A 24,716-nucleotide genomic window follows, 5' to 3' on the forward strand; every position below is an offset into this window, starting at 1 on the left:
ACCGCCTGAAACCAACAAAATCAGGGCGTTGAGTTTTCCACGATTCGCGCGAGATTTTCAGCAACACGACGAATATCGTCAGCCTGCTGCCCCTCCGCCATGACGCGAATCAACGCCTCCGTTCCTGATGCACGCAACAGGATCCTGCCCGAGCTGCCAAGTTCTGACTCAGCCTTTTTGACCGCCGCAACAATGTCGGCGCGACTGAACGGGTCAAAGCGCTTGGCAACGCGCACATTGATCATGGTCTGGGGCAGTTTGCTCATGCCCTGACGTAACTCGGCAAGGGTTTTGCCAGACTTGCTGATAGACAGCAGCACCTGAAGTGCAGACACAATACCATCGCCGGTACTGGTGCAGTCGCGGATGACCATGTGCCCCGAACCCTCACCACCGAGCACCCAGTTATTCGCCAATAGCCGTTCCATCACATAGCGATCGCCCACATTGGCGCGCTCGAACGAGATACCCATTTCCGTGAGCGCCAGCTCAACACCAAGGTTGGTCATCAGCGTACCGACCACGCCGCCTTTGAGGCGATCTTCGGCAAACCGCTGGGATGCAATCACATACAGCAGCTCGTCACCGTCAACTTCAGAGCCGTCACGATCAACCATCAATACCCGGTCACCATCGCCGTCAAAGGCAACCCCCAGATCCGCACCCTTGTCGATAACAGCCCTCTTGAGCGCGCCCAGATGAGTGGAGCCAACATCCAGGTTGATGTTAAGTCCGTTCGGCTCCGCGCCAATGACGGAAACATTAGCGCCAAGCTCACGGAACACTTTCGGCGCAACGTGATATGTCGCACCATGGGCGCAATCGAGAACGATCTTCAAGTGATCCAGGGTGAACTCGTTCGGTACGGTGCTCTTGCAGAACTCTACGTAGCGCCCGGGAGCATCCTCCACCCGCGATGCCTTACCCAATTCCCCTGGGCCACAAACCTCGATCGGCTTATCCAGCCAACGCTCGATTTCTGCTTCCAGGGCATCGTCAAGCTTGGTGCCATCGGCAGAGAAAAACTTGATGCCGTTATCATGATGCGGGTTGTGAGACGCACTGATAACGATGCCTGCGGAGGCACGGAAGGTGCGCGTCAGGTAGGCGATGGCTGGAGTTGGCATGGGGCCCAACAGCTTCACATCCACCCCAGCCGCCGACAACCCGGCCTCAAGAGCGGATTCAAACATGTAACCCGACAGCCGGGTGTCCTTGCCAATCAGCACGCTGTTACGCTGACCAGCCCTTTTAAAAGCCTGACCGGCAGCCCACCCCAGGTGCAACATGAATTCCGGCGTAATCGGGGACTCACCCACCCTGCCGCGTATTCCATCCGTGCCAAAATACTTTCTTCCGGCCATCAAACTGTCTCCTTTACAGCCGTCGCAACCTTGACGGCATCTACGGTTTCCCTGACATCATGCACGCGAATAATGCTTGCACCCTTCATGGCCGATATTGTCGCGGCCGCAAGGCTCGCGGGCAACCTTTCATCAACTTCCCGACCCGTGATGTGGCCGAGCATGGATTTTCTGGACATACCGACCAACAGCGGATGTCCCAAAGCCTGCAACTGCTCCAGCGAAGCAAGCAAACGCAGATTATGCTCAAGATTTTTCCCGAATCCGAATCCCGGGTCCAGAATGATATCGTGCGCCTTTATTCCTGCCTTCTCCGCGGCGCGAATGCGCCCGGTCAGAAACTCGCTGACCTCGCGCAGCACATTCCGATATTCGGGTTGCTCCTGCATGGTTTCCGGCTCACCCTGAATGTGCATGATGCATACAGGTATTCCCGCACGCGCCACAGCGGCTAGAGCACCATCCCTCTGCAGCGCTCTCACATCGTTAATCAGCCCTACGCCGAGCTCAGTCGCCTGAGACATCACTTCCGGCGTGCTGGTATCTACGGAAACAATCACATCCAGCTCACGTGCAAGCGCCTCTACCACCGGGCAAACACGATCCAGCTCTTCCTGCACCGATACTTTGGCCGCACCCGGGCGGGTGGATTCTCCGCCAACATCAATAAACGCGGCGCCATCTACGACCATTTGGCGAGCCCTAAAAAGCGCTGCATCCAACTGGTTGTACCGACCACCATCAGAGAACGAATCCGGCGTTACATTAAGGACGCCCATCACATGGCAACGGAGCATATTCAGGGTTCGTCCGGCAAATTTGATTTCCATAGCTAACCTTTCCGGGCAGGCGTACCTGCTGAGCCAGAGAAACCGCGCTTGGCAAAAACAAACGCCGCCCGTAATCAGGGCGGCGCAGGTGTCAGCTCGGGTTATCCAAAGCCTGGAGCCTTAATGCTCTCCAGCGGGTCGGCCAACATCCGGCCTCTGACCATCATCAGCAGGCTTGCTTCCCGCAGCCGGCGCCGACTCGTCAGCCTTGACGCCGCCAGCAGACCCACTGTCATCCCAACCTTTCGGCGGACGCGGCGGACGGCCTTCCATGATGTCATCAATCTGATGGCGGTCGATGGTTTCATACTTCATTAACGCTTCGGCCATGAGGTCGAGCTTGTCCCGGTTATCGACCAGAATCTGCGTGGCTTTCTCATAACAGGTATCGATGATGTTGCGGACTTCCTCATCAATACGCTGCGCCGTTTCGGGCGAATAGACAGTTTGAGCCTGCCCGGCGGAGCGACCAAGGAACGGCTCTTCGCTGTCGGTATCGTACTGCAGCGGTCCAAGCTTCTCGGACAAGCCCCAACGGGTAACCATGTTACGAGCCAGACTGGTAGCGCGTTCGATATCATTCGAGGCACCGGTGGTAACGCCGTCAAAGCCCAATGTGAGTTCTTCCGCAATACGACCACCAAACAGACTGCAAATGGAGCTGATCAGGAAGCGCTTGCTGTGGCTGTACCTGTCTTCTTCCGGCAGGAACATCGTGACACCCAAGGCACGACCACGGGGGATAATGCTCACCTTGTAAACCGGATCATGCTCAGGCGTCAGCCGACCCACAATGGCGTGACCGGACTCGTGGTACGCCGTATTCAGCTTTTCCTTCTCGCTCATCACCATGGACTTACGCTCTGCGCCCATCATGATCTTGTCTTTCGCGAGCTCAAATTCTTCCATGGAAACCAAGCGCATATTTCTGCGCGCCGCAAAAAGCGCGGCTTCGTTAACCAGGTTTGCAAGATCTGCGCCCGAGAAGCCCGGCGTACCGCGCGCAATCAGCGCTGGTACAACGTTTTCATCCAGGGGCACCTTCTTCATGTGCACTTTGAGAATCTGCTCCCGACCAATAATATCGGGCAGACCAACAACGACCTGGCGGTCAAACCGGCCGGGGCGCAGCAACGCCGGATCAAGAACGTCCGGGCGGTTGGTCGCAGCAATAACGATGACGCCTTCATTACCTTCAAAGCCGTCCATTTCAACCAGCAGTGCGTTCAAGGTTTGCTCACGCTCATCGTGACCACCACCCATGCCGGCACCACGATGGCGACCGACCGCATCGATTTCATCGATAAAGATGATGCAAGGGCTCTGCTTCTTGGCTTGTTCGAACATGTCCCGCACACGAGACGCACCAACACCTACGAACATTTCCACGAAGTCGGAGCCGGAAATAGAGAAGAATGGAACCTTCGCTTCACCGGCAATGGCCTTGGCCAGCAGGGTTTTACCGGTACCCGGCTGCCCCACCATCAGGACGCCTTTGGGGATGCTGCCACCAAGACGCTGGAACTTGCTGGGGTCCCGAAGGAAATCCACCAGCTCCTTAACGTCTTCTTTAGCCTCGTCCACACCGGCTACGTCGGCGAACGTGGTCTTGATCTGATCTTCACTCATCAGCTTCGCTTTGCTTTTGCCAAACGACATGGGGCCTTTACCACCCCCGCCGCCCTGCATCTGGCGCATGAAGAACACGAACAGTGCGATTATGATCAGAATCGGGAATGCCGCGACCAGTAGCTGTGTCCAGAGACTCTGGCGCTCCGGCTCCTTGCCGATTACTTCTACTTGATTCGCCAGTAGATCGTCCATCAGCTTGTTATCCGCCACCTGCGGGCGAATTGTCTGAAATTGGGAACCATCGCCACGGGTGCCCTGAATTTCCAGACCATCAATAGTGACTTTGTTGACTTGGCCCTGCTGAACCATTTCAACGAATTGGGAATAATTGACTTGCTGACCGGTGGTGGTGGGAGAGAAATTCTGAAACACCATCAACAGTACCGCGGCTATTATCAGCCAGAGAACCAGATTTTTTGCCATATCGTTCAAGGATCATCACCTGTGAATTGAAGAGCAGACCATCGAAGGAACTACTCTTTACTGACACCTTACACCAATTGTACGTCTATCCACCAGAAACGGCCCATCCGTTACTGCCACAGAAAAACGCAGTTGCGGATCAACCTGAAGACGCTTCAGAACGCCGGATAAATCCCCATGTTACTTATATGTGGGCCTTATCTCGGAAATTACAACGCCTGCAAGGTGATCTGTATACAAGGTTGTCTGCTACAATCCGCCGATTATACGACGTTGCCAGCGAATATGCCGCTGACCTTTTGTTAATTGCACCGATAAAGAGATTACATCATGAGCCTTTCACCGGAACAGCGCCGGGAATACCGGGCTATTGCCCACCACCTGAAACCTGTCATTATTGTGGGCGACAAGGGCCTCACCGAAAACCTCCAGGAAGAACTGGAGCGCGCCCTGAACGACCACGAACTCATCAAGATCAAAGTGGCAAGCCAGGATCGGGAAGCCCGCCAGGAAACAATAAAGGCCCTGTGCGGAGCCAGTGGCGCTGAAGTGGTGCAGACCATTGGGAAAATCGCCGTTGTCATGCGCAGATCCAAACAGCCCAACCCAAAGCTTTCCAATCTGCTGCGCCATAAAAGCTGACGTCCGCAGAACTGTAATAAAAAGAACACACGCAATAAGAGCACCTGGTGCAAAAGCACCTGAAATAAAAAACCGGCTGCGCATAACACAGCCGGTTTTTTATTCTCTCGTTGCTGGCAACGCCAGCACCGCTGGAATCAAATGTATTCCACCTTTTCGATTTCGTATTCCACGGTGCCAGAGGGCACACGGATAGCGACAACATCGTCTTCGCTCTTGCCGACTAGCGCGCGAGCGATGGGCGAAGAAATCGACAACTTGCCCTCCTTGATATCCGCTTCATCCTCCCCGACGATTTTGTAGACCACCTGCTCGTCTGTATCCATGTTCAGCAGATGAACCGTGGTACCGAAGATAACCCTGCCGGTGTTCTCCATGGCAGTAACATCGATCACCTGAGCGGCAGAAAGCTTGCCTTCAATTTCCTGAATCCGGCCTTCAATAAAGCTCTGCTGCTCCCGGGCGGCATGATACTCGGCGTTTTCTTTAAGGTCACCATGCTCACGCGCATCCGAAATTGCAGCAATAACCCGGGGGCGGTCCTCGGATTTCAGCTTCCGGAGCTCCTCACGAAGGCGGGCTTCACCCGCTTTTGTCATAGGTACTCTTTCACTCATAATCTTACTTCCCTGCGTGGAGGTCTTGCAGGCGGCGCACGGTACGCTCCGGGCCAAACCTGATAGCCCGACAGAAGGCTTCGCCACCCGCCAGTGTTGTTGTGTAAGCAACTTTGGTCTGCAGAGCTGACTGGCGAATCTGTGCAGAATCAGACACTGCCTTGCGACCCTCAGTGGTATTAATAATGAGCTGAACCTGTCCGTTCTTGATAGCGTCCACAATGTGAGGACGCCCTTCACCCACTTTATTTACCCGCGTTACTTCGATACCTTCCGCGCGGAGAGCCTTCGCAGTGCCAGTCGTGGCAACAATCTGGAAGCCAATATCGACCAGGTCACGGGCAACCTGAATGGCACCCACCTTGTCCACGTCACGAACCGACATGAACACGGTACCGCTGGAAGGCAAGCGCTCTCCAATGGCCAGCGAAGCCTTGGCGAACGCCTCATCGAAGCTGTCGCCAAGACCCATAACTTCGCCCGTGGATTTCATCTCGGGCCCAAGAATCGGGTCAACCGAAGGGAACTTGTTAAACGGGAAAACCGACTCTTTTACAGCGTAATAGCCTGGAACAACTTCTTCTGTAAAGCCCTGCTCTGCAAGCGAGGTACCGGCCATAACTCTTGCCGCCACCTTGGCCAGCGACACACCGATAGCCTTGGATACAAAAGGCACCGTTCTTGAGGCACGCGGGTTAACCTCGATCACGTAGATCTCATCATCCTGCCAGGCCAACTGCACGTTCATCAGACCGACAACTTCAAGCTCGATGGCCATTTTCCGGACCGCCTCACGCATGGCGTCCTGAACCTCGGGCGGCAGCGTGTAGGGCGGCAAGGAGCACGCAGAGTCACCGGAGTGAATACCGGCCTGCTCAATGTGCTGCATAATGCCGCCGATAACCACATCCTTGCCGTCGCAGATGGCATCAATATCGACTTCAATGGCAGCATTGAGGAAGTGGTCCAGTAACACCGGGCTGTCGTTGGAGACCAGCACCGCACTGCGCATATAGCGCACCAACTCGTCCTCTCCGTATACGATTTCCATGGCCCGACCACCAAGAACATAAGAGGGACGCACCACCAGCGGGTAACCAATTTCACGGGCCGCAACGATGCCCTCTTCGAGGCTTCGCACAGTGGCATTTTCCGGCTGTTTGAGGTCCAGGCGCTGAATCATCTGCTGAAAACGCTCACGATCTTCCGCCCGGTCAATCGCATCCGGGCTGGTTCCGATAATCGGTACGCCGGCCGCTTCCAGGCCCCGAGCCAGTTTCAGCGGTGTCTGGCCACCGTACTGAACAATCACGCCTTTTGGCTTCTCGACGTGGATGATTTCAAGCACGTCTTCGAGCGTAATCGGCTCAAAGTACAACCGATCGGAGGTATCGTAATCCGTTGATACTGTCTCGGGGTTGCAGTTGATCATGATGGTTTCGTAGCCATCCTCACGCATGGCAAGCGCCGCGTGCACACAGCAGTAATCAAACTCGATACCCTGGCCAATGCGGTTGGGGCCGCCACCAATAACCACAATCTTCTCACGATCGGTAGGCTCCGCCTCGCACTCTTCCTCATAGGTGGAGTACATGTAGGCGGTATCAGAGGCGAACTCGGCAGCACAGGTATCCACACGCTTGTACACCGGGCGAATGTTCAGATCATGCCGCAACTTACGCATGCTTGCTTCGGTTATGCCCAGCAGCTTCGCCAGCCTCGCGTCAGAGAAACCTTTACGCTTGAGCCGGAACAGAGTGGCATGATCGATATCCGCCTTGCCGGCGGATTTCAGAGCCTGCTCTTCACGAATAAGATCTTCGATCTGCACCAGGTACCAGGGATCAACCTTGGTGTACTCGAACACGTCATCCACGCTCAACCCGGCCCGAAAAGCATCACCGATGTACCAGATACGCTCGGCACCCGGAACACTAAGCTCACGAGTAAGCGTTTCCCGGGAGCTTTCGGAGCTGAAATCTTCCAACTGCTCGTCAAAACCATCAGACCCGACTTCCAGACCCCGGAGGGCCTTCTGAAGCGATTCCTGGAAGGTCCGACCAATAGCCATAACCTCACCCACAGATTTCATCTGGGTGGTCAGGCGGGCATCGGCCTGCGGGAATTTTTCAAAGGTAAATCTGGGGATCTTGGTAACAACATAATCGATACTGGGCTCGAACGATGCAGGTGTCACGCCCCCGGTTATCTCGTTACGCAGTTCATCGAGTGTGTAGCCCACGGCCAGCTTCGCTGCCACTTTGGCAATCGGGAAGCCGGTCGCCTTGGACGCCAGTGCAGATGAACGCGAAACCCTCGGGTTCATCTCGATAACAACCATGCGGCCTGTGTCCGGGTTAATGCCGAACTGTACGTTGGAGCCGCCAGTTTCCACACCAATTTCACGCAGCACCGCCAGTGAGGCGTCGCGCATGATCTGGTACTCCCTGTCGGTCAGCGTCTGCGCTGGCGCAACTGTGATGGAATCCCCGGTGTGGACGCCCATGGCATCAAAGTTCTCGATGGCACAGACGATAATGCAGTTGTCTGCCCTGTCGCGGACCACTTCCATCTCATACTCTTTCCAGCCGATCAGCGACTCATCAATAAGCAGTTCGTTGGTAGGGGAAAGATCAAGCCCACGGGTACAGATCTCTTCAAACTCATCCCGGTTATAAGCGATACCGCCTCCGGATCCGCCCATGGTGAACGACGGGCGAATGATGCACGGAAAGCCAATGTCGTCAGCCACTCTCCAGGCTTCTTGCATAGTGTGAGCAATAGAGGCGCGGGGGCACTCAAGGCCAATGGCTTTCATCGCCTTGTCAAAACGGCTTCGGTCTTCCGCTTTATCAATGGTGTCGGCGTTGGCGCCGATCATTTCCACGCCGTGCTCAGCCAGAACCCCGTGCTTTTCCAGGTCCAGCGCACAGTTCAATGCGGTCTGGCCACCCATGGTAGGTAGCAAGGCATCAGGCTTTTCTTTTTCAATGATTTTGGCGACGGTCTGCCAGGTAATCGGCTCGATGTAGGTGGCATCCGCCATCACCGGGTCGGTCATGATGGTGGCCGGGTTCGAGTTAACCAGTATTACCCGGTAACCTTCCTCACGCAGGGCTTTACAGGCCTGAGCGCCGGAGTAGTCAAATTCGCACGCCTGCCCGATCACAATCGGGCCTGCGCCCAGAATCAGGATGCTTTTAATATCGGTCCGTTTTGGCATGTCTTGGTAAACCTGTCAGCAACGTTTAAATTCTTGCAGCGCAATAACACGGCGCGTGCCTGGGATGACGTATCTATCCGTGAGCCAGTACTAACCCTTGCGGGCTTCCATAAGACGGATAAACTCATCAAACAGGGGCGCCACATCGCCGGGGCCCGGGCTCGCCTCGGGGTGCCCCTGAAAGCTGAACGCCGCCTTATCCGTGCGGCGAACACCCTGCAAAGTGCCATCGAACAGCGATTTATGGGTCACTTCAAGCACGGCAGGCAGAGAAGCTTCATCCACTGCAAATCCGTGGTTCTGGCTTGTAATCATGACGGTGCCGTTTTCAACGTTCTGAACCGGGTGGTTGGCGCCATGATGGCCGTGATTCATTTTCATGCTTTTCGCGCCACTGGCCAGCGCCAGAAGCTGATGCCCCAGGCAGATTCCAAATACCGGAATTTCGGTTTCCAGCACGTCCTGAATCGCCTTAATTGCGTAGTCGCAGGGCTCAGGATCGCCCGGGCCGTTGGAGAGGAATATGCCATCCGGATTCATCGCCAGCACTTCTGACGCCGGAGTTTGCGCAGGCACAACGGTGATGTCGCAGCCCCGGGATGCGAGCATGCGCAGAATGTTGAACTTGACTCCGTAGTCCCAGGCCACAACCTTGAATTTCGATTCGCCACCTTCTGCGTAGCCCTCGCCGAGCGTCCACTCTCCCTGGACCCATCTATAGGATTTTTCGCAGCTGACCACTTTGGCCAGGTCCATGCCTTCGAGCCCCGGGAACGCATTTGCGAGTTCTAATGCACGCTCTGCAGTGGCATCAGCACCGGCCACAATTGCGCCGCTCTGCGAGCCTTTATCACGGAGAATGCGGGTCAGGCGTCGGGTATCTATATCGGCAATTCCGACAATGTTGCTGCTTCGCAGGTATTCGTCCAGTGACCCTGTGCTGCGCCAGTTACTGGCCACCAGAGGCAAGTCGCGAATAATGAGGCCGGCTGCCTGGATGCAGTCTGACTCAACATCTTCTTCATTCACACCGGTGTTACCGATATGAGGATAGGTCAGGGTAACGAGCTGACGCGCGTAGGATGGGTCGGTGAGTATTTCCTGGTAGCCGGTCATGGCGGTGTTGAACACCACTTCTCCGCTGGTTTCGCCGTCAGCGCCAATAGCGGTGCCGTAAAACAGGCTTCCGTCTGCGAGTGCAAGGATTGCGGGTGTGCTCAAGGCTTGTATCCTCATCGAGTGGCGTATCGGTTCGTCACGAACAGGAACGCAAGCGCAAATTCAGGTCACAAAAAAGCGAGAGGGAGTAAAAACTCCGTCCCGCTTTTTGTTATCCGGGGACTTTATTTGTCCCTTGGGCTTTTAAAAGCCTACGCTTGGTGCAGTTAAACCGCCTTATTGTATGAAATTTGCGGTTTTGTGTCCATGCAAAATCTCACTTAGCTCAGGCACCGGCGGCGCACTGGGATTATCTTCCGGGAAACGCTACAAGCACATCCCTGTGCGCTTGACTCCGGCCATCCATGGCCTCCGACATTCCCGGAAGATAACCCCAGCCCGCCACCTCAGGATTGCCTAAAACTCATTTCAACGAAAGGACGTCCTGCATATCGTATAAGCCGGCAGGCTTGTCTTTCAGCCACAGAGCCGCTCGCATTGCGCCTTTGGCGAAAGTCATGCGGCTACTCGCCTTGTGAGTAATCTCAATGCGCTCGCCCTCGGTGGCGAACAGTACGGTGTGGTCGCCCACTACGTCACCGGCGCGAATGGTTTCGAAACCGATTTCCTTGCGGGTGCGTTCGCCGGTGAAGCCTTCACGGCCATAGACGGCGCACTCTTTGAGATCACGCCCAAGTGCATCAGCAACCACTTCGCCCATGCGCAGGGCGGTACCAGAAGGCGCGTCTTTTTTATGACGGTGGTGGGCTTCGATGATCTCGACGTCGTAGTCATCACCCAATGTCGCTGCCGCGGTGTGCAGGAGAGTGAGAACCACGTTCACGCCAACGCTCATATTGGGGGCAAAAACCACTGGCGCAGACTCCGCTGCGAGGGCTAACTGCTCTTTTTCGGCATCGGACAGGCCGGTGGTGCCAACAACCAGCCTTTTGCCGTTGGCTTTGCAGAATTCGGCGTTTTCCAGGGTCAGGTCCGGGAACGTGAAGTCCACGAGCACGTCGAAATCGTCTTTCACATCGGCCAAGGTACCCGCCATCTTTACGCCGGTTTTCCCGATACTGCTCATTTCGCCGGCGTCGGCACCAATCAGGCTGCTGCCCGGCTCGACGACAGCGGCGCCCAGCTCCAGTCCTTCTGTGCCGTCAACCGCCTCAATCAGCACCTTTCCCATGCGCCCGGCGGCGCCGATGATTGCTACCCTCATGGCCTTTTCTCTCTATGAAGCTGATCAGAATTTCATTTCGTCGAAGAAGCTCTTAACACCCTCAAACCAGGACGTTTTCTTCGGCGCGTGGTTCTGGCCGCTGCTGCCGTCAAGGGCCGCCTGGAACTCGTTAAGCAGCTCCTTCTGGCGTTTGGTCAGATTGACCGGAGTCTCAACAGTTACACGACATAACAGGTCGCCTGAAGGACCTCCGCGAACCGGGCTGACACCTTTGTTCCGCAGCCGAAAGAGTTTTCCTGTCTGGGTTTCCGCAGGAATCCGGAGTTTCACGCGGCCATCCAGTGTCGGCACTTCCAGCTCCCCACCAAGCGCAGCATCAACAATACTGATCGGCACTTCGCAATACAGGTTACGGCCATCACGGGTGAAGATTGAGTGCTCCCGCACCGACATCTGCACATACAGATCACCGGAAGGGCCGCCATCCACACCCATCTCGCCTTCGCCGGAGAGCCGGATACGGTCACCGGTATCAACGCCCGGGGGTACTTTTACGGAGAGGGTCTTCTCTTCCTGCACCCGGCCCTGACCATGGCAGGACCTGCAAGGATTTTTGATAATCTGGCCGGCGCCCCGACATGTCGGACAAGCTTGCTGGACGGTAAAGAAACCCTGCTGCATGCGCACCTGCCCCATACCTTTACAGGTACTGCAGGCTTCCGGGCGTGAACCTTTTTCAGCGCCACTGCCGTCACAAACGTCGCACTCCCGATGCCCGGGTATCGTAATCTCGACGGTTTTTCCTTTTACCGCTTCCTCAAGATCCAGCTCCAGGGTGTAGCGCAGATCTGAGCCGCGAGTGTTGCGACCGCGACCGCCGCCTCCACCGAAAATATCGCCAAACACGTCACCAAAGATGTCGGAGAAGTTACCGCCTCCACCTCCGAAGCCGCCGCCAGCCTGGCCATCGACTCCGGCATGGCCGAACTGATCGTAGGCCGCCCGCTTGGACTGGTCCGCCAGAACTTCGTAGGCTTCGCTCGCCTCTTTAAACTTGTTCTCGGCGTCTTTATCTTCCGGGTTACGGTCAGGATGGTACTTCATCGCGAGCTTTCGGTACGCCCGTTTAACTTCCTTCTCATCCGCGTCCCGGGAGATCCCGAGAATGTCGTAATAATCGCGCTTGGCCATGCTTTAAAACCCTGTTTTTTAAACGCGGAAAACGCGGAGTTTCTCCGCGTTTTCCAACTACCTGATGTACGTCAGATTTACTTCTTTTCGTCGTCTTTGACTTCTTCGAACTCGGCATCCACCGCGTCGTCGGCAGTCTGGGACTGAGCATCATCCTGACCGCCAGCCTGCTGAGCCTGGCCATCCTGATCCGCGTACATCTTCTGAGCCAGCTCACCCGAAACTTCGGTCAGCTTCTGGGTTTTGGCCTCAATGTCGTCTTTGTCTGAACCGGTCAGCGCTTCCTCCAAATCTTTAATCGACGCTTCAATCGACTCTTTCTCACTGTCACTGACTTTGTCGCCGGCGTCTTTCAGAGTCTTGCGCACGGCGTGAACCATGGCATCACCCTGGTTGCGGGCTTGAACCAGTTCTTCGAACTTGCGATCTTCATCGGCATTTGCCTCGGCATCGCGCACCATCTTCTCAATTTCTTCGTCGTTCAGACCGGAAGAAGCCTTGATTACGATGGACTGCTCTTTACCGGTCGCCTTGTCTTTCGCAGACACGTTCAGAATACCGTTGGCGTCGATGTCGAAAGTCACTTCAATCTGTGGCACGCCACGCGGTGCGGGCGGAATGTCTGCCAGATCAAAACGGCCCAGTGACTTGTTCTGTGTCGCCTGCTTGCGCTCGCCCTGAACCACGTGGATGGTCACTGCGGTCTGGCTGTCCTCTGCCGTTGAGAAGGTCTGCGATTTTTTGGTCGGAATCGTGGTGTTCTTCTCGATCAGCGACGTTGCAACACCACCCATGGTTTCGATACCCAGAGACAGCGGGGTTACGTCCAGCAGCAGTACGTCTTTTACATCACCAGACAGTACGGCAGCCTGAATCGCAGCGCCCATGGCAACCGCTTCGTCAGGGTTAACATCCTTACGAGCTTCTTTGCCAAAGAACTCTTTCACTTTTTCCTGAACCAGTGGCATACGGGTCTGACCACCAACCAGGATAACCTCGTCGATTTCGCTAACTTTCAAGCCTGAGTCCTTCAGGGCAACCTTACAGGGCTCCATGCTGCGATCGACCAGATCTTCAACCAGCGACTCAAGTTTGGCGCGGGTCAGCTTCACGTTCATGTGCTTGGGACCACTGGCATCTGCCGTTACATACGGCAGATTTACGTCGGTCTGCTGACTGCTGGAAAGTTCGATCTTGGCTTTCTCACCAGCTTCTTTCAGACGCTGCATGGCCAGGGAGTCACCGCGCAGATCAATACCGCTGTCTTTCTTGAACTGATCGGCCAGGAATTCGATGATTTTCATATCGAAGTCTTCGCCACCAAGGAAGGTGTCGCCATTCGTTGCCAGCACTTCAAATTGGTGCTCACCGTCCACATCGGCGATTTCGATGATGGAAAGATCGAAAGTACCGCCACCCAGATCGTATACCGCTACAGTGCGATCACCGCTCTTTTTGTCCAGACCGTAAGCCAGAGCTGCAGCTGTCGGCTCGTTGATAATACGCTTTACTTCCAGACCGGCAATTCTGCCCGCGTCTTTGGTAGCCTGGCGCTGACTATCGTTGAAGTAAGCCGGTACGGTGATAACCGCTTCGGTCACTTTCTCGCCCAGGTAATCTTCTGCCGTCTTCTTCATCTTCTTCAGAATTTCTGCAGACACCTGGGGTGGCGCCATCTTTTTACCCTTCACTTCTACCCACGCATCGCCGTTATCCGCCTCGGCAATCTTGTAGGGCACCATTTTAATGTCTTTCTGAACCACGTCGTCTTTGAAGCGACGGCCAATCAGACGCTTGATGGCATAAATAGTGTTGTGGGGGTTGGTCACCGCCTGGCGCTTGGCCGACTGACCTACCAGAATCTCACTATCATCGGTATAAGCGATGATGGATGGGGTGGTGCGATCACCCTCTGCATTCTCAATAACGCGAACTTTGTCGCCATCCATGATGGCCACACATGAGTTGGTCGTACCAAGGTCAATACCGATAATCTTGCTCATTGAGTCACTCCAGTTCTTCTGTATGCTGTACTGAATAGTTGTCCGGAAATATCTACTCCGGCTGCTGCTGTTTAAAAGCTATATTGGCGCTTTGGCTGATTTTTCAAGCCTTCTCATCAATTTTTGGTGCATCCTGAGCCTTCGCTACCATCACCATTGCCGGGCGTACCACACGCCCGTTCAGCAGGTAGCCTTTTTGCACCACAGCCACCACGCTGTTCGGCTCTGCATCCGGCGCCGGAACCATAGACATGGCCTCGTGGTGCCGAGGATCGAACGGCTCGCCGATCGGGTTCAGAGGCTCAACATTGAATTTTTTAAAGCTCGATTCGAGTAAGCTCAGCGTCATCTCGACACCCTGGCGGATAGACGCCACAAGATCATCGGCATTCCCCTGACCTTCAGTGCTCTCGACCGCTTTTTCAAGGCTGTCTGCCACGGGCAACAGTTCTTTAACAAATTTCTCCAGCGCAAACTTGTGAGCCTTCTCCACATCCATTTCTGCCCGGCGACGCACGTTCTGCATTTCTGCCTGAGACCGTAGCATCTGCTCCTGAAACTCCTGAACCTGCGCTTTCAACGCGTCCAGCTCAGACGCCTCGCCTTGCTCGGTTTCCTGCTCGCCCGCTGCTTCTGCCGACGCATCAACGGCTTCATTCAATTCTTCTACCTGCTCATTGCGGTTTTCGTCAGTACTCATGACTACTCCTGCCAGATCTTCGGTGGCCGGCTAAAACGCGACCCATTGAACATAGGCTCCGGCCCCGCAGAGCCGGAAGTCTGTTATTGCGAACGAATATGGGGCTCACCGCTCAGGTTTCAACCACTAAACCCCCTAATTCTGAAAAAATCACGCCCAAGTGTTTGCAAAGCAGAAAACCCCTGTATATATTCACAGTCACTGTATGTACGAACAGTATTTTTCAAGAGCGGAGGTTATCTGCATGCTCACACAACTGACAGTTTCCAATTATGCGATTGCCGAAAGGGTAGAACTTCAATTCGGCAAAGGCATGACAGCCCTCACCGGCGAGACGGGAGCGGGCAAATCCATTGTGCTGGATGCTCTCGGGCTTGCCATGGGCGGCCGCGCCGACGCCGGAGCAGTGCGCCATGGCGCCAAGCGTGCAGATATCACCGCAACCTTTGATGTTTCTGCCATTTTGGAGGCACTGCAGTGGCTGGAAAACCACGAACTGGACGACGACAGCGACTGCATCCTGCGCCGTGTAATCAGTAAAGACGGGCGCTCACGGGCCTACATTAATGGCCAGCCCTGCCCGCTCGCACACTTGAAAGATCTGGGCGGGCTACTGATGGACATTCACAGCCAGCACCAGCACCAATCTCTCCTGCGTAAGGAAACCCACCGCAAACTGATTGACGAATTCGCGCGCGCAGAAGACCTTGCCAGCGAGACCCGCGAAGCATGGCAAGCGTGGAACCAGATCCGCACAAAATTGCTCGAACGCCAGCAGAATGCAGAAGAATCTGAAGCCAAGCTCCAACTGCTGCGCTATCAGGTTGAAGAGCTTGACCGTCTTGCGCTGGAAAGCGGCGAGCAGGAGCAACTGGAACAAGAGCAAGCGCAACTTAGCCAAGCCGATGCGATTCTTCACAACAGCCATCAGGCCGCTCTGTTGTGCACCGAAGACGAAACCAATGCCGCAGGGCTGGTGCGCCAGGCGCTGCAACAACTGGAGCAGCTGCCAGTCGAGATACCTGCGCTGGCCGACACCATCCAGATGCTCAACGAAGCACAAATCCAGATCAGCGAGGCCGGCGATAACCTTCGCCACTTTGTCGATGACTACGAGGCAGATCCTGCGCGCCTGACGGAAGTTGAAGAGAGGCTGAGCGCCATATACCAGATGGCACGTAAACACCGAATCAGCCCCGAGGAACTACCGGAGTTTCACAAACGGCAAAACGCAGAGCTGGCAGAGCTGGACGACGGTGAGGGCAGCCTGGAGAAGCTGGAAGAGGAACTGGAAAGCCGACGCAACGGCTTTAATGAACTGGCCGGCAAGCTGTCAGATATCCGGGCCAAAGCTGCTGGGGAACTGGACCAGCGCATTGCAGGTGAGCTGACCCAGCTGAGCATGCCCGCCGTTCAGTTTGTTACCCACCTGAGCCGCAACAACCAGGACGAGCCGGCACCACACGGGCTCGAAGAAATCGAGTTTCTGGTGAGCGCCAACCCCGGGCAGCCAGCAAGACCTCTTGCCAAAGTCGCGTCGGGTGGCGAACTGTCACGAATCAGCCTGGCGATTCAGGTTGTGGTTGCGCAAACATCGACAACCCCTACCCTGATATTTGACGAAGTCGACGTGGGTATTGGCGGCGGCACCGCAGAGGTGGTCGGCAAATTGCTTAGATCCCTGGGGGACAATGGCCAGGTTATCTGTGTGACTCACTTGCCGCAGGTTGCGGCCCAGTGTCACCAACATCTGTTTGTCAGCAAATTCACTCAACAGGACGCGACTTTCTCGAAAATCGAATCTCTGGACGACCAGGGAAGAATCAGTGAAGTTGCAAGAATGCTGGGCGGCGTGGACATGACCGAACATACCATTGCCCACGCGACAGAAATGTTTTCCAAAGGACAGGCAACCCATCACTGAGGTGAAGGCGACCACTTCCCCCTCTCGACCCTGAGAGCTATTGGGGCAGGCTTCACGGCCTGCCCCTTTTTTATTCAATCATCAACGCTGCGCGCTTACGACTTGATGGGCTTAACGTAAAGAATCAGGCTATGCTCTACAATTTCGTAGCCGTGCTCCTTGGCAATTTTCTGCTGACGCTCTTCTATTACGTCATCGACAAACTCGATCACCTGACCTGTCTGGGTGCAAACCATATGATCGTGATGATCTTCGCCCGCCATCTCGAATACCGCGTGGCCGCCTTCAAAATTATGACGCAGCACCAGACCCGCCGTCTCAAACTGGGTCAATACACGGTATACAGTGGCTAGCCCCACATCATCCCCCTGATCCAGAAGCCGCTTATACACATCCTCAGCACTGAGATGATGGTCCTTGGCGTTTTCCAGGATGTTGAAGATCTTCACTCTCGGCAGAGTTACTTTGAGACCGACTTTTCGTAGTTCGGCGTTTTCAGATGACATGTTACTATTCACTCTTTGGTGTGCCTCACGGCTTCCGGTATGATGAAGCCGCCATTTAACGGTTAACCCGTGCCACACCTGCCCTTGGCAGGCGATTTCAAGATAGAGGATTTCCTCCGGCGATGCAAAAGCTCACAGCTCTCATTCTCACTCTCGTTCTGTCTGGTTGCGCTTTCCCGGGCGTTTACAAGATCAACGTCCAGCAAGGCAACATTGTTACTGAAGAAGAGCTGGCCAAACTTAACGAAGGCATGCCGCGAAGCCAGGTTCAGGCGCTACTCGGCAGCCCTCTGATACTGAACCCGGTCGACCCTTCCCGGGAGTACTACGTGTACACGTTCCAGCGCCGCGGCGGTGATATCGAAGAACAACGTATCATTGTGCATTACGACGCCGACCGTTACTCACATCACGAAGCAGAGCTTCTGGAAGAAACGCCAGCCTATTAAACTGGACCGGTTTTCTTTTTGGCCCGGTTCAGGCGCGCCTGCTTCGGGTCAATCTGGAGCGGGCGATACAACTCCACCCGGTCTCCGTCGCGCAGCTCATGATCCGCCGGATTTTTAATAACCTTGCCGAATATCCCCATATCGATGGAATCTGCGTCGATTTCCGGAAAGATTGCGCAAATGCCTGACAATTTGACCGCATCAACGGCAGTTGCACCCTCTGGCACCTGCACGGGAACGATTTCCTGCTTATCGGGCCGGGCATACGCCACTTCAACTTGAGGCATGACGCGCCTCCTTGTATATGTCATCTGCGCGACGGCAGAAAGCATCCACCATAGTGGTCGCCGCCTGATTGAATATTGGCCCAAAGGTCATGCGCGACAGCGAACCTGAAAACTCGAACTCCAGCGTCAGCACCACTTTACAGGCGCTCTCACTGAGCGCCTTGAAGTGCCAGCGACCCGTAAGATTTCGAAACGGACCCTCTACAAGGTTCATTTCAATGGCCTCTGGCATCAGCAGTTGGTTGCGAGTGGTGAGCTTATGGCGCACGCCTCCCTTGGCTATCTCCAACGACGCCATGATCTGTTCCGGGCCATGGTGGTGAACCTCGGCCCCCGCACACCAAGGAAGAAACTCCGGATAACGGGCTATGTCATTAACCAGGTGAAACATGCGCTCGGCAGAGTGCATTACCAGGGCTGTTTTATCAATCTGATGGGGCATTGAACCGGTTGTCCTGCTTACAAATACGCTTTAATAATGACTGCAGACGCCTCAAGCTCGAACAAGGCTGCAATCAGACGCTATGATAAAGGATATCGTCGTCTTTAGGGGCATTTTCAGGGGACGATTGCTGTTCACCAGACCCACCTGCAGACGGCTGATCTGCCGGGAGCAGTCCTCCTGGCTTCTCAACCGTTCCACCTTCGATTGCGCCTCGCGCGTGCGATTCTGCATCCTCAGTGGGCACACCACCCTCACCCCGGAAAACCATACCCGGCGCTTGCTCACACCAAAATGCTTTGCTGCCGTTGTCGCAAAGGTTTGCCAATGAAGCCGTGGTGTAATGGATGCCGATATAAACAACAACCAGAGGTAACACCAGGCGCATAACCCAGAACCAGATTGTACCAAAAAGCTTCGGCGCCGCCCCAAGCATGGTTCTCGAAAGATTGCGCGTCAGACACCAACCGGTAAAAAGCGCAATGAGAATCGCCACCAATGGAATCATCAATCCCCCGGTTGCCAGTTCCAGCCAGCGAAAAACCGTCGCACCACCCAAGCGGTATTCCGCCCACACATTGAACGATAACAGGGAGGCCAATCCTGCGAGCCAAACTGCCAGACCCACCAGTACCACAGACAACCCCCGAGGCGCGCCTGTCCATTCACGAAACCAGCCAACAACCGGCTCCAGCAAAGCCAGCGCGGTCGCCCATACAATCATCACCACCATAAGAAAGACCGTCGCGATAACGAACTGACTCACAGGGAGCTGTGCAAGCGTAACCGGTAGCGAGACAAACAGAAGGCTGAACCCGCGCTCGCCATCAAACACGTTGCTTTCAGTTGCCATGGAAAAAATCATCAACCCGGCCAGAATCGCCACCAGCGTGTCCATCAACACGGCAGCCAGAATGGATCGCTTCAGGCGTGTATCCGGCGTGGTATAGGCACCCAGAACAGCCCACACCCCCATTCCAAGACCAAGCGTGAAGAACGCATGGAACAGCGCTGCCCTCAAGGAGGCCCAGGTGAGGTCTTCTGGGTGCATCTCAAGGATCTGACTGATGGCGCCATCAATCCTGCCATGCCAAGCGGCAAGCCCGAACAACGCGAGCATGAGTATGAGCGTGCCTGGGACTACAATTCTGAAGGCACGCTCAAGCCCCCCAACCACACCTTGCCCGGACACCCAAAGCACCATAACCAAAAAAAACGCATGCCAACCCATAAACTCGCGAAACGCTCTCGGGTCAGAAACAAGCCCGGCCAACACACTGGTAGCCTCCGCTTGGCTCGCGCCCGAAAACCGGCCTAAAGCACCAAAAAAAACATAGGCCAACGCGATGGCACCAAAAACCGCGGTAAACGACAGCACAACAAAGGCAGCCAGAACACTTAGCCGGCCCGCCGCCATCCACACTCTTGAGCTTTTAGCACTGCGTATCAACCCATCCATCGCCAGCACGATGCCATGGCGGGCGTAGCGGCCAATCGAGGCTTCGGTAACCATAAGGGGCAGAGTGACGAGCAACAGACACCCGAGATACAGCAGGATAAACAAGCCACCACCGTGCTGGCTCGCCAGATAGGGAAACTGCCAAAGATTCGCCAGACCCACAGTTGCACCTACTGCGGCCCAGAAAAAGGTTGATTTTCGGGTAAACGACCCGATATGTGTCTGATACGGCGTAGGCATTTGCGCCCCTGAAAGAGTCTGGTCAGATAGTGTAGCCGAAGGACTCGATTACATACGAACCGGCAACGCCTTCGGCGGCCATTTCGTGACCAATCTGGCACTCCTGGGCTACAATGCGCGTTTTGCCGACCTGAGTCCGGTCGGCCCGTTCACTCGTCCGAACCCGGATAACTGATTCATGAGCAAGAAAAAAGCCGGTACGCCAAGCGGTACCATCGCCCTTAACAAGAAGGCGAAGCACGAATACCATATAGAAGAACGCTTTGAAGCGGGGATGGTTTTACTCGGCTGGGAAGTAAAATCTCTACGAGCTGGCAAGGCCCAGATCACTGACGCCTATGTTTTGCTGAAAGACGGCGAGGCATTCCTGCTGGGCGGGCACTTTGAGCCACTTACCACGGCTTCCACCCACGTTATTGCTGACCCCACGCGCACCCGCAAGCTGCTGCTGCACGCCAAAGAGCTGGCCAAGCTGATCGGGGAAACGAGCCAGGCTGGCCAAACCTGCGTGCCGCTGGCGCTGTACTGGAAAAAGAACAAAGTGAAGTGCGAAATCGCCCTGGTGAAAGGCAAAAAGCTGTTCGACAAGCGCGCTACGGAGAAAGAACGCGACTGGGACCGTCAAAAGCAGCGCATCCTGCGTGAAGGAAACGCCTGACCGGCACCCATTACAAGCAGCAATTATTCTGATCCGCGTCATGAGCGAGCAACGTCTTGTGTCGCATACTCTTCCTCTATGCACCGTTTTTTACCCTGCTTATACTGCCGGGTTACGGCACACCGCAGGGGGAGGGCTTATGTCACCTATACGGATTCCGATGGCGGCTGTTGATCGCTCGTGGTTGCGGATGGACACGCCCAGCAATCCGATGATGATCTCGACGGTTCTGGTATTTGATAAGCCAATTGCCATCAACCGGCTGAGACACCTTCTGAATGAGCGTTTCCTGCGTTTTCAGCGGTTTCGCCAGAGGGTTGTTGATGAAGGTAGCAAGGTTTACTGGCAAGACGACCCTCTCTTCGATATCGACAACCACCTGCACCGGATAGCACTTCCCGGAAAAGCCGGGAAAGCAGAGCTTCAGGCGCTGACCAGCGATCTCAACAGCACATCTTTGGATCTGCGACGTCCCCTTTGGCAAATTCACTATATCGACAACTACGATGGCGGCTGCGCGCTTCTGATCCGTATCCATCATTGCATTGCGGATGGTATTTCACTGGTACGGGTGCTTCTCTCCCTGACCGACAAGACGCCGGAGCCCTGCAAGCAAACAACGTTTCCGTCCCGGCCTCGGCCGCAAAGCAAATCCTCGACCATCAGCAAGTTTCTGCACCGCGTCCTGGATACCACTGGGGCTGCAACGCACCAGGCCAGGTTGTTTATCCAATCCGTGCGCGAAGAGCCCAACTACCCTTTGAAGCTGGTGAGCACTGCCAGCGGCGTTGCTGCAGATCTGCTCAAACTGGGGCTCTCACCGTTCGAGCCGAAAACCTGCCTGAAAAGCCCGCTCTCAGGGCGCAAGGAAGTTGCCTGGGCGGAACCGCTAGACCTGGCTGAAGTAAAAGCCTGCGCGAAAGCGCTGGGCGGGACCATCAACGACGCACTGCTCTGTGCGGCTACTGGTGCTCTACACCGGCATTTCAAAGCAAGCAAGGAAGTTATTCCGGATTGCGGCATCCGTGTCGCGGTGCCCTTCAACCTTCGGCCGCTCAACCAGCCCATCGAAACCCTGGGAAACCAGTTTGGCCTGGTTCTGGCATGCCTGCCGGTCGAAATCGAAGACCCGGTAATGTGCTTCCGCCAGGTTCAGGAGAACATGACCCGCCTCAAGCAGTCCTATCAGGCTCAGGTTACCTACAGCCTGCTCGATCTGTTTGGGCGTGGCCCGGATATTCTGGAGCGGCGGGCGCTGGACTTACTGAGCAACAAAGCCTCAGCGGTGCTCACCAACGTACCCGGGCCCAAAGAGCCGGTATATCTAGCTGGTAGCAAGCTGATACAACCCATGTTCTGGGTTCCACAAAGTGGCAATATCGGTATTGGTATGAGCATTTTCAGCTACGCTGGCACCGTGCAATTCGGCATTACCGTAGACAAAGCCATTCACGCAGACCCGAATGCCGTGATGGGCTACTTCTGCGAAAGCTTCAAAGCCATGAGCCATGCGGCATTAGCGGGCCGGCATGAGAATATAAAGCGCCAGGCAAGCTGACATACTGAGCCTTGCAAACTTGCCTGTGCAAAACAGCAACAAAGAAGCCTTGAAGTTATGCGAGGCGCCCACATATACTGTGGGTAAGGGGACGACATGGCTTCGACGCTGGTGGCGAACCCTTGGGTGCATGTCGAGATGGCAGCGAATCTCGTTAATCCAAAGCTGCAATGCAATAGTCGCAAACGACGAAAACTACGCACTAGCAGCGTAAGCTGCTAGTCGTCCTGACTGGGTCGCCCGTAGCCCAGAGCTACATCTCAGGACGTCATCGCTTACGGGATGCTCCGTTATCCAGAGTTCACTGTCTAACGGCTAAGATTTAAAGAACTCGCCTTTTGCACCCTGGCCTTCGGGTCGCAAGAGGTTAAATCAATAGAAGGACACAAGCATGTAGATCTCAAGGCACAGTGCTGGCGGACGCGGGTTCAATTCCCGCCGTCTCCACCAACCAACCAAGAGAAAGCCCCTGATTTCAGGGGCTTTTTTTATGGATCAAAGACAGCGCAACTAGAAACTGTCCACGATCAGTCCACCTAGCCTTTATTTACCTCTAGACTTTGTTGGACCTTTTTTGACACTGGTTTTGTAAGTTGTCTTCGGATGCTTCTTCGCGTAGTCCTCGGACACAAACTCGCCATTGTCGGCACTTTTATATACTTCAGTTTTGCGGGCCATATGGCCTCCTTCTTTCACACAGTTAGTTGAACTGGTCCCTCAGAAGGCCATAGCAACTGATCTTTTTACTTGCGAAAAATAAACCAAGGGTTTACTTTCATAAAACAAGCGATATAATCAGCGTCCAATTTCGATACTACAGCCATTGCATTTTGAGGTTGCACCCTCCTAATGCTCCTTGTCGTGCCTACGACCACTGGATAATACCCGATCCTGTGGAGTTGGTCACGTTTTTGCGTGTCAAAAAAATAACTTTTTCAATATTCAAGCGGATTCAGAGCCTTAGCCGCCAATAAATGGTCGCCAGATAGGTGCGCATAGCGCATTGTCATAGTGATTGAAGCGTGCCCAAGGATCTTTTGAAGCGAGAGAATATCGCCGCCATTCATGACGAAGTGACTGGCAAACGAGTGGCGGAGGACGTGGGCAGACTGACCCGCCGGAAGCTGAATTCCCGACTTTTCCAAAGCGCGGCGGAAGGCCGACAGTGAAAAGCTAAAACCGCCGTGTTGTTTCAGGTGCTCTTGGATCTCCTTGAATAGCTCAGGCGCTACAGGCACAGACCTGGACTTCCCGCTTTTCGTGTTCACGAAAGTAAGCTTTCCCTCCTGGACGTGGCGTAACTGAAGATTCTCAGCTTCTCCCCACCTGGCACCAGTAGCCAAGCAAACTCTGGTTAGCAGGTGAACGTGTGGGTTCTGACTGAATTCTTCGATGGTTTTTAGCAGGTGTCGGATCTGCTCGATTGTGAGCCAGGATAACTCCCTTTCATCCAGGCGAATCATCTCAACATTCCTGATCGGGTTGTCGTAATCGATTTCATCGAGTCGGCGGAGCTGGTTATAAACGGCGTTGACGTATCCAAGATGATTATTCAGCGTTTTCTTGTTCGCCCCTTTTTGGAGTTTATGGGCTCGGTAGGCCAAGAAGGACCCCGGCTTTACGGTTCTGGCAATTGGATTCCCCATAAAGTCTGCGATCGCGTCCAGGCAACGCTTGCGGCGTTCTCCGTCCTTCAGGTGGACACCTTTGGCATCAAACCAGAGCTTAACCAGGTCCTTTAGTTTTCGGTTGTCGGCTTTGGACGGGTTCCACTCCTTGCCTTCTGCGCTCTTCGTCAGAACGTACGTTTCAAATCGCTTTGCTTCAGCTTTTGAATCGAAGCTTTTGCGGATACGCTTTGAACCCCGGCCATCCGTGCGCAGGTCTACCTGCCAACGTCCTGAAGGAAGTTTTCGGATCATGCGGCCACCTTAGTGAGCAGTCGTCGTCTTATGAGTCCGTCCTGGACGAGCTGGAAGAGTTCGTTTTCATAGATTTCTCTTCGCCGGTAATAGGCGCACAGATCTTCCCAGAGGCCAGATTTCTTGAGGCAGTCCCAGGCCTGTCTTGCGTTAAACCGGTTGCGGGCATAGATGGAAAGCAGGTTTCCGAAGGCCAGGGAGACGTTCTTTTCGTTGCCGCAACCGGGTTCCTTTTTTGCGCGTTTGTAGAGCAGATCCGGGGCTGAATAGCCGAAGCCGATGTCTTCCCTAAGCTTGGTCCA

20 protein-coding genes, 1 other RNA gene and 1 pseudogene are annotated in these 24,716 nt (G+C 54.8%); 6 read left to right on the top strand and 16 right to left on the bottom strand.

Annotated elements, in window-relative coordinates:
• Positions 1-20 precede the first annotated feature (20 nt).
• The 3 genes from glmM to ftsH all read right to left on the bottom strand — a co-directional run bounded on the left by glmM (position 21) and on the right by ftsH (position 4,249).
• Positions 21-1,364, bottom strand: a complete 1,344-nt coding sequence (gene glmM / locus ACN0V1_RS11300; protein ID WP_417545082.1) for a phosphoglucosamine mutase — start codon at positions 1,362-1,364, stop codon at positions 21-23.
• Positions 1,364-2,194 (bottom strand): dihydropteroate synthase, encoded by an 831-nt coding sequence (gene folP, locus ACN0V1_RS11305; RefSeq protein ID WP_417545083.1) that lies wholly within the window; start codon positions 2,192-2,194, stop codon positions 1,364-1,366. Before folP ends, glmM begins: the two co-directional genes overlap by 1 nt.
• Before the next feature lie 120 nt (positions 2,195-2,314).
• Positions 2,315-4,249 (bottom strand): ATP-dependent zinc metalloprotease FtsH, encoded by a 1,935-nt coding sequence (ftsH, locus tag ACN0V1_RS11310; protein ID WP_417545108.1) that lies wholly within the window; start codon positions 4,247-4,249, stop codon positions 2,315-2,317.
• Between the two features lie 330 nt (positions 4,250-4,579).
• Between ftsH and yhbY the strand changes: the two genes are divergently transcribed.
• Entirely contained in the window at positions 4,580-4,891 is a 312-nt protein-coding gene (gene yhbY / locus ACN0V1_RS11315) for a ribosome assembly RNA-binding protein YhbY (RefSeq protein ID WP_417545084.1), read from the top strand.
• A gap of 137 nt (positions 4,892-5,028) precedes the next feature.
• Here yhbY and greA read toward each other — a convergent pair whose 3' ends face one another.
• From greA to grpE, 7 genes are all read right to left on the bottom strand, one after another.
• Positions 5,029-5,508 (bottom strand): transcription elongation factor GreA, encoded by a 480-nt coding sequence (gene greA, locus ACN0V1_RS11320; RefSeq protein WP_417545085.1) that lies wholly within the window; start codon positions 5,506-5,508, stop codon positions 5,029-5,031.
• A 4-nt stretch (positions 5,509-5,512) separates the two neighbouring features.
• The gene (gene carB, locus ACN0V1_RS11325; protein WP_417545086.1) at positions 5,513-8,731 is read right to left on the bottom strand and encodes a carbamoyl-phosphate synthase large subunit; all 3,219 of its coding nucleotides are present in this window, start codon (positions 8,729-8,731) and stop codon (positions 5,513-5,515) included.
• A 90-nt stretch (positions 8,732-8,821) separates the two neighbouring features.
• Positions 8,822-9,952, bottom strand: a complete 1,131-nt coding sequence (gene carA, locus ACN0V1_RS11330; protein WP_417545087.1) for a glutamine-hydrolyzing carbamoyl-phosphate synthase small subunit — start codon at positions 9,950-9,952, stop codon at positions 8,822-8,824.
• A 361-nt stretch (positions 9,953-10,313) separates the two neighbouring features.
• Positions 10,314-11,114, bottom strand: coding sequence for a 4-hydroxy-tetrahydrodipicolinate reductase (gene dapB / locus ACN0V1_RS11335; protein WP_417545088.1), 801 nt, complete (start codon positions 11,112-11,114; stop codon positions 10,314-10,316).
• A 24-nt stretch (positions 11,115-11,138) separates the two neighbouring features.
• On the bottom strand, positions 11,139-12,266 hold the full coding sequence (dnaJ, locus tag ACN0V1_RS11340) for a molecular chaperone DnaJ (RefSeq protein WP_417545089.1): 1,128 nt from the start codon (positions 12,264-12,266) through the stop codon (positions 11,139-11,141).
• A gap of 77 nt (positions 12,267-12,343) precedes the next feature.
• On the bottom strand, positions 12,344-14,269 hold the full coding sequence (gene dnaK / locus ACN0V1_RS11345; RefSeq protein ID WP_417545090.1) for a molecular chaperone DnaK: 1,926 nt from the start codon (positions 14,267-14,269) through the stop codon (positions 12,344-12,346).
• A 103-nt stretch (positions 14,270-14,372) separates the two neighbouring features.
• The gene (grpE, locus tag ACN0V1_RS11350; RefSeq protein ID WP_417545091.1) at positions 14,373-14,969 is read right to left on the bottom strand and encodes a nucleotide exchange factor GrpE; all 597 of its coding nucleotides are present in this window, start codon (positions 14,967-14,969) and stop codon (positions 14,373-14,375) included.
• A 244-nt stretch (positions 14,970-15,213) separates the two neighbouring features.
• On the opposite strand from grpE, the gene recN reads away from it, so the two are divergent.
• Entirely contained in the window at positions 15,214-16,893 is a 1,680-nt protein-coding gene (gene recN, locus ACN0V1_RS11355) for a DNA repair protein RecN (protein ID WP_417545092.1), read from the top strand.
• A gap of 95 nt (positions 16,894-16,988) precedes the next feature.
• Here recN and fur read toward each other — a convergent pair whose 3' ends face one another.
• Positions 16,989-17,399 (bottom strand): ferric iron uptake transcriptional regulator, encoded by a 411-nt coding sequence (fur, locus tag ACN0V1_RS11360; RefSeq protein ID WP_417545093.1) that lies wholly within the window; start codon positions 17,397-17,399, stop codon positions 16,989-16,991.
• Positions 17,400-17,521: 122 nt separating this feature from the next.
• On the opposite strand from fur, the gene ACN0V1_RS11365 reads away from it, so the two are divergent.
• A complete protein-coding gene (locus ACN0V1_RS11365; protein WP_417545094.1) occupies positions 17,522-17,848 on the top strand; it encodes an outer membrane protein assembly factor BamE in 327 nt (108 codons plus the stop codon).
• On the opposite strand, the gene ACN0V1_RS11370 is transcribed toward ACN0V1_RS11365, so the two are convergent.
• The 3 genes from ACN0V1_RS11370 to ACN0V1_RS11380 all read right to left on the bottom strand — a co-directional run bounded on the left by ACN0V1_RS11370 (position 17,845) and on the right by ACN0V1_RS11380 (position 20,276).
• A complete protein-coding gene (locus ACN0V1_RS11370) occupies positions 17,845-18,135 on the bottom strand; it encodes an RnfH family protein (RefSeq protein WP_417545095.1) in 291 nt (96 codons plus the stop codon). The two genes, ACN0V1_RS11365 and ACN0V1_RS11370, sit on opposite strands and share 4 nt — an antisense overlap.
• Complete coding sequence (locus ACN0V1_RS11375; RefSeq protein ID WP_417545096.1) at positions 18,122-18,577, bottom strand: type II toxin-antitoxin system RatA family toxin; 456 nt, start codon at positions 18,575-18,577, stop codon at positions 18,122-18,124. Before ACN0V1_RS11375 ends, ACN0V1_RS11370 begins: the two co-directional genes overlap by 14 nt.
• Positions 18,578-18,650: 73 nt before the next feature.
• Positions 18,651-20,276: a sodium-dependent transporter gene (locus tag ACN0V1_RS11380; protein ID WP_417545097.1), complete on the bottom strand. Its 1,626-nt coding sequence runs from the start codon at positions 20,274-20,276 to the stop codon at positions 18,651-18,653.
• A gap of 178 nt (positions 20,277-20,454) precedes the next feature.
• Between ACN0V1_RS11380 and smpB the strand changes: the two genes are divergently transcribed.
• The 3 genes from smpB to ssrA all read left to right on the top strand — a co-directional run bounded on the left by smpB (position 20,455) and on the right by ssrA (position 22,942).
• Entirely contained in the window at positions 20,455-20,934 is a 480-nt protein-coding gene (gene smpB, locus ACN0V1_RS11385) for an SsrA-binding protein SmpB (protein ID WP_417545098.1), read from the top strand.
• Positions 20,935-21,073: 139 nt separating this feature from the next.
• Positions 21,074-22,492 carry a WS/DGAT/MGAT family O-acyltransferase gene (locus ACN0V1_RS11390; protein ID WP_417545099.1) on the top strand — a complete coding sequence of 473 codons (1,419 nt, stop codon included), beginning with the start codon at positions 21,074-21,076 and terminating at the stop codon, positions 22,490-22,492.
• Between the two features lie 87 nt (positions 22,493-22,579).
• Positions 22,580-22,942: a transfer-messenger RNA gene (ssrA, locus tag ACN0V1_RS11395) on the top strand.
• 485 nt (positions 22,943-23,427) lie between these two features.
• On the opposite strand, the gene ACN0V1_RS11400 is transcribed toward ssrA, so the two are convergent.
• Positions 23,428-24,414: a tyrosine-type recombinase/integrase gene (locus ACN0V1_RS11400; RefSeq protein WP_417545100.1), complete on the bottom strand. Its 987-nt coding sequence runs from the start codon at positions 24,412-24,414 to the stop codon at positions 23,428-23,430.
• Positions 24,411-24,716, bottom strand: a pseudogene (locus ACN0V1_RS11405) (hypothetical protein); the annotation flags it as partial. The pseudogene ACN0V1_RS11405 and the gene ACN0V1_RS11400, both read right to left, overlap by 4 nt.

The sequence above is a fragment of the Marinobacter sp. genome, assembly GCF_048266785.1.
GTDB lineage: Bacteria > Pseudomonadota > Gammaproteobacteria > Pseudomonadales > Oleiphilaceae > Marinobacter.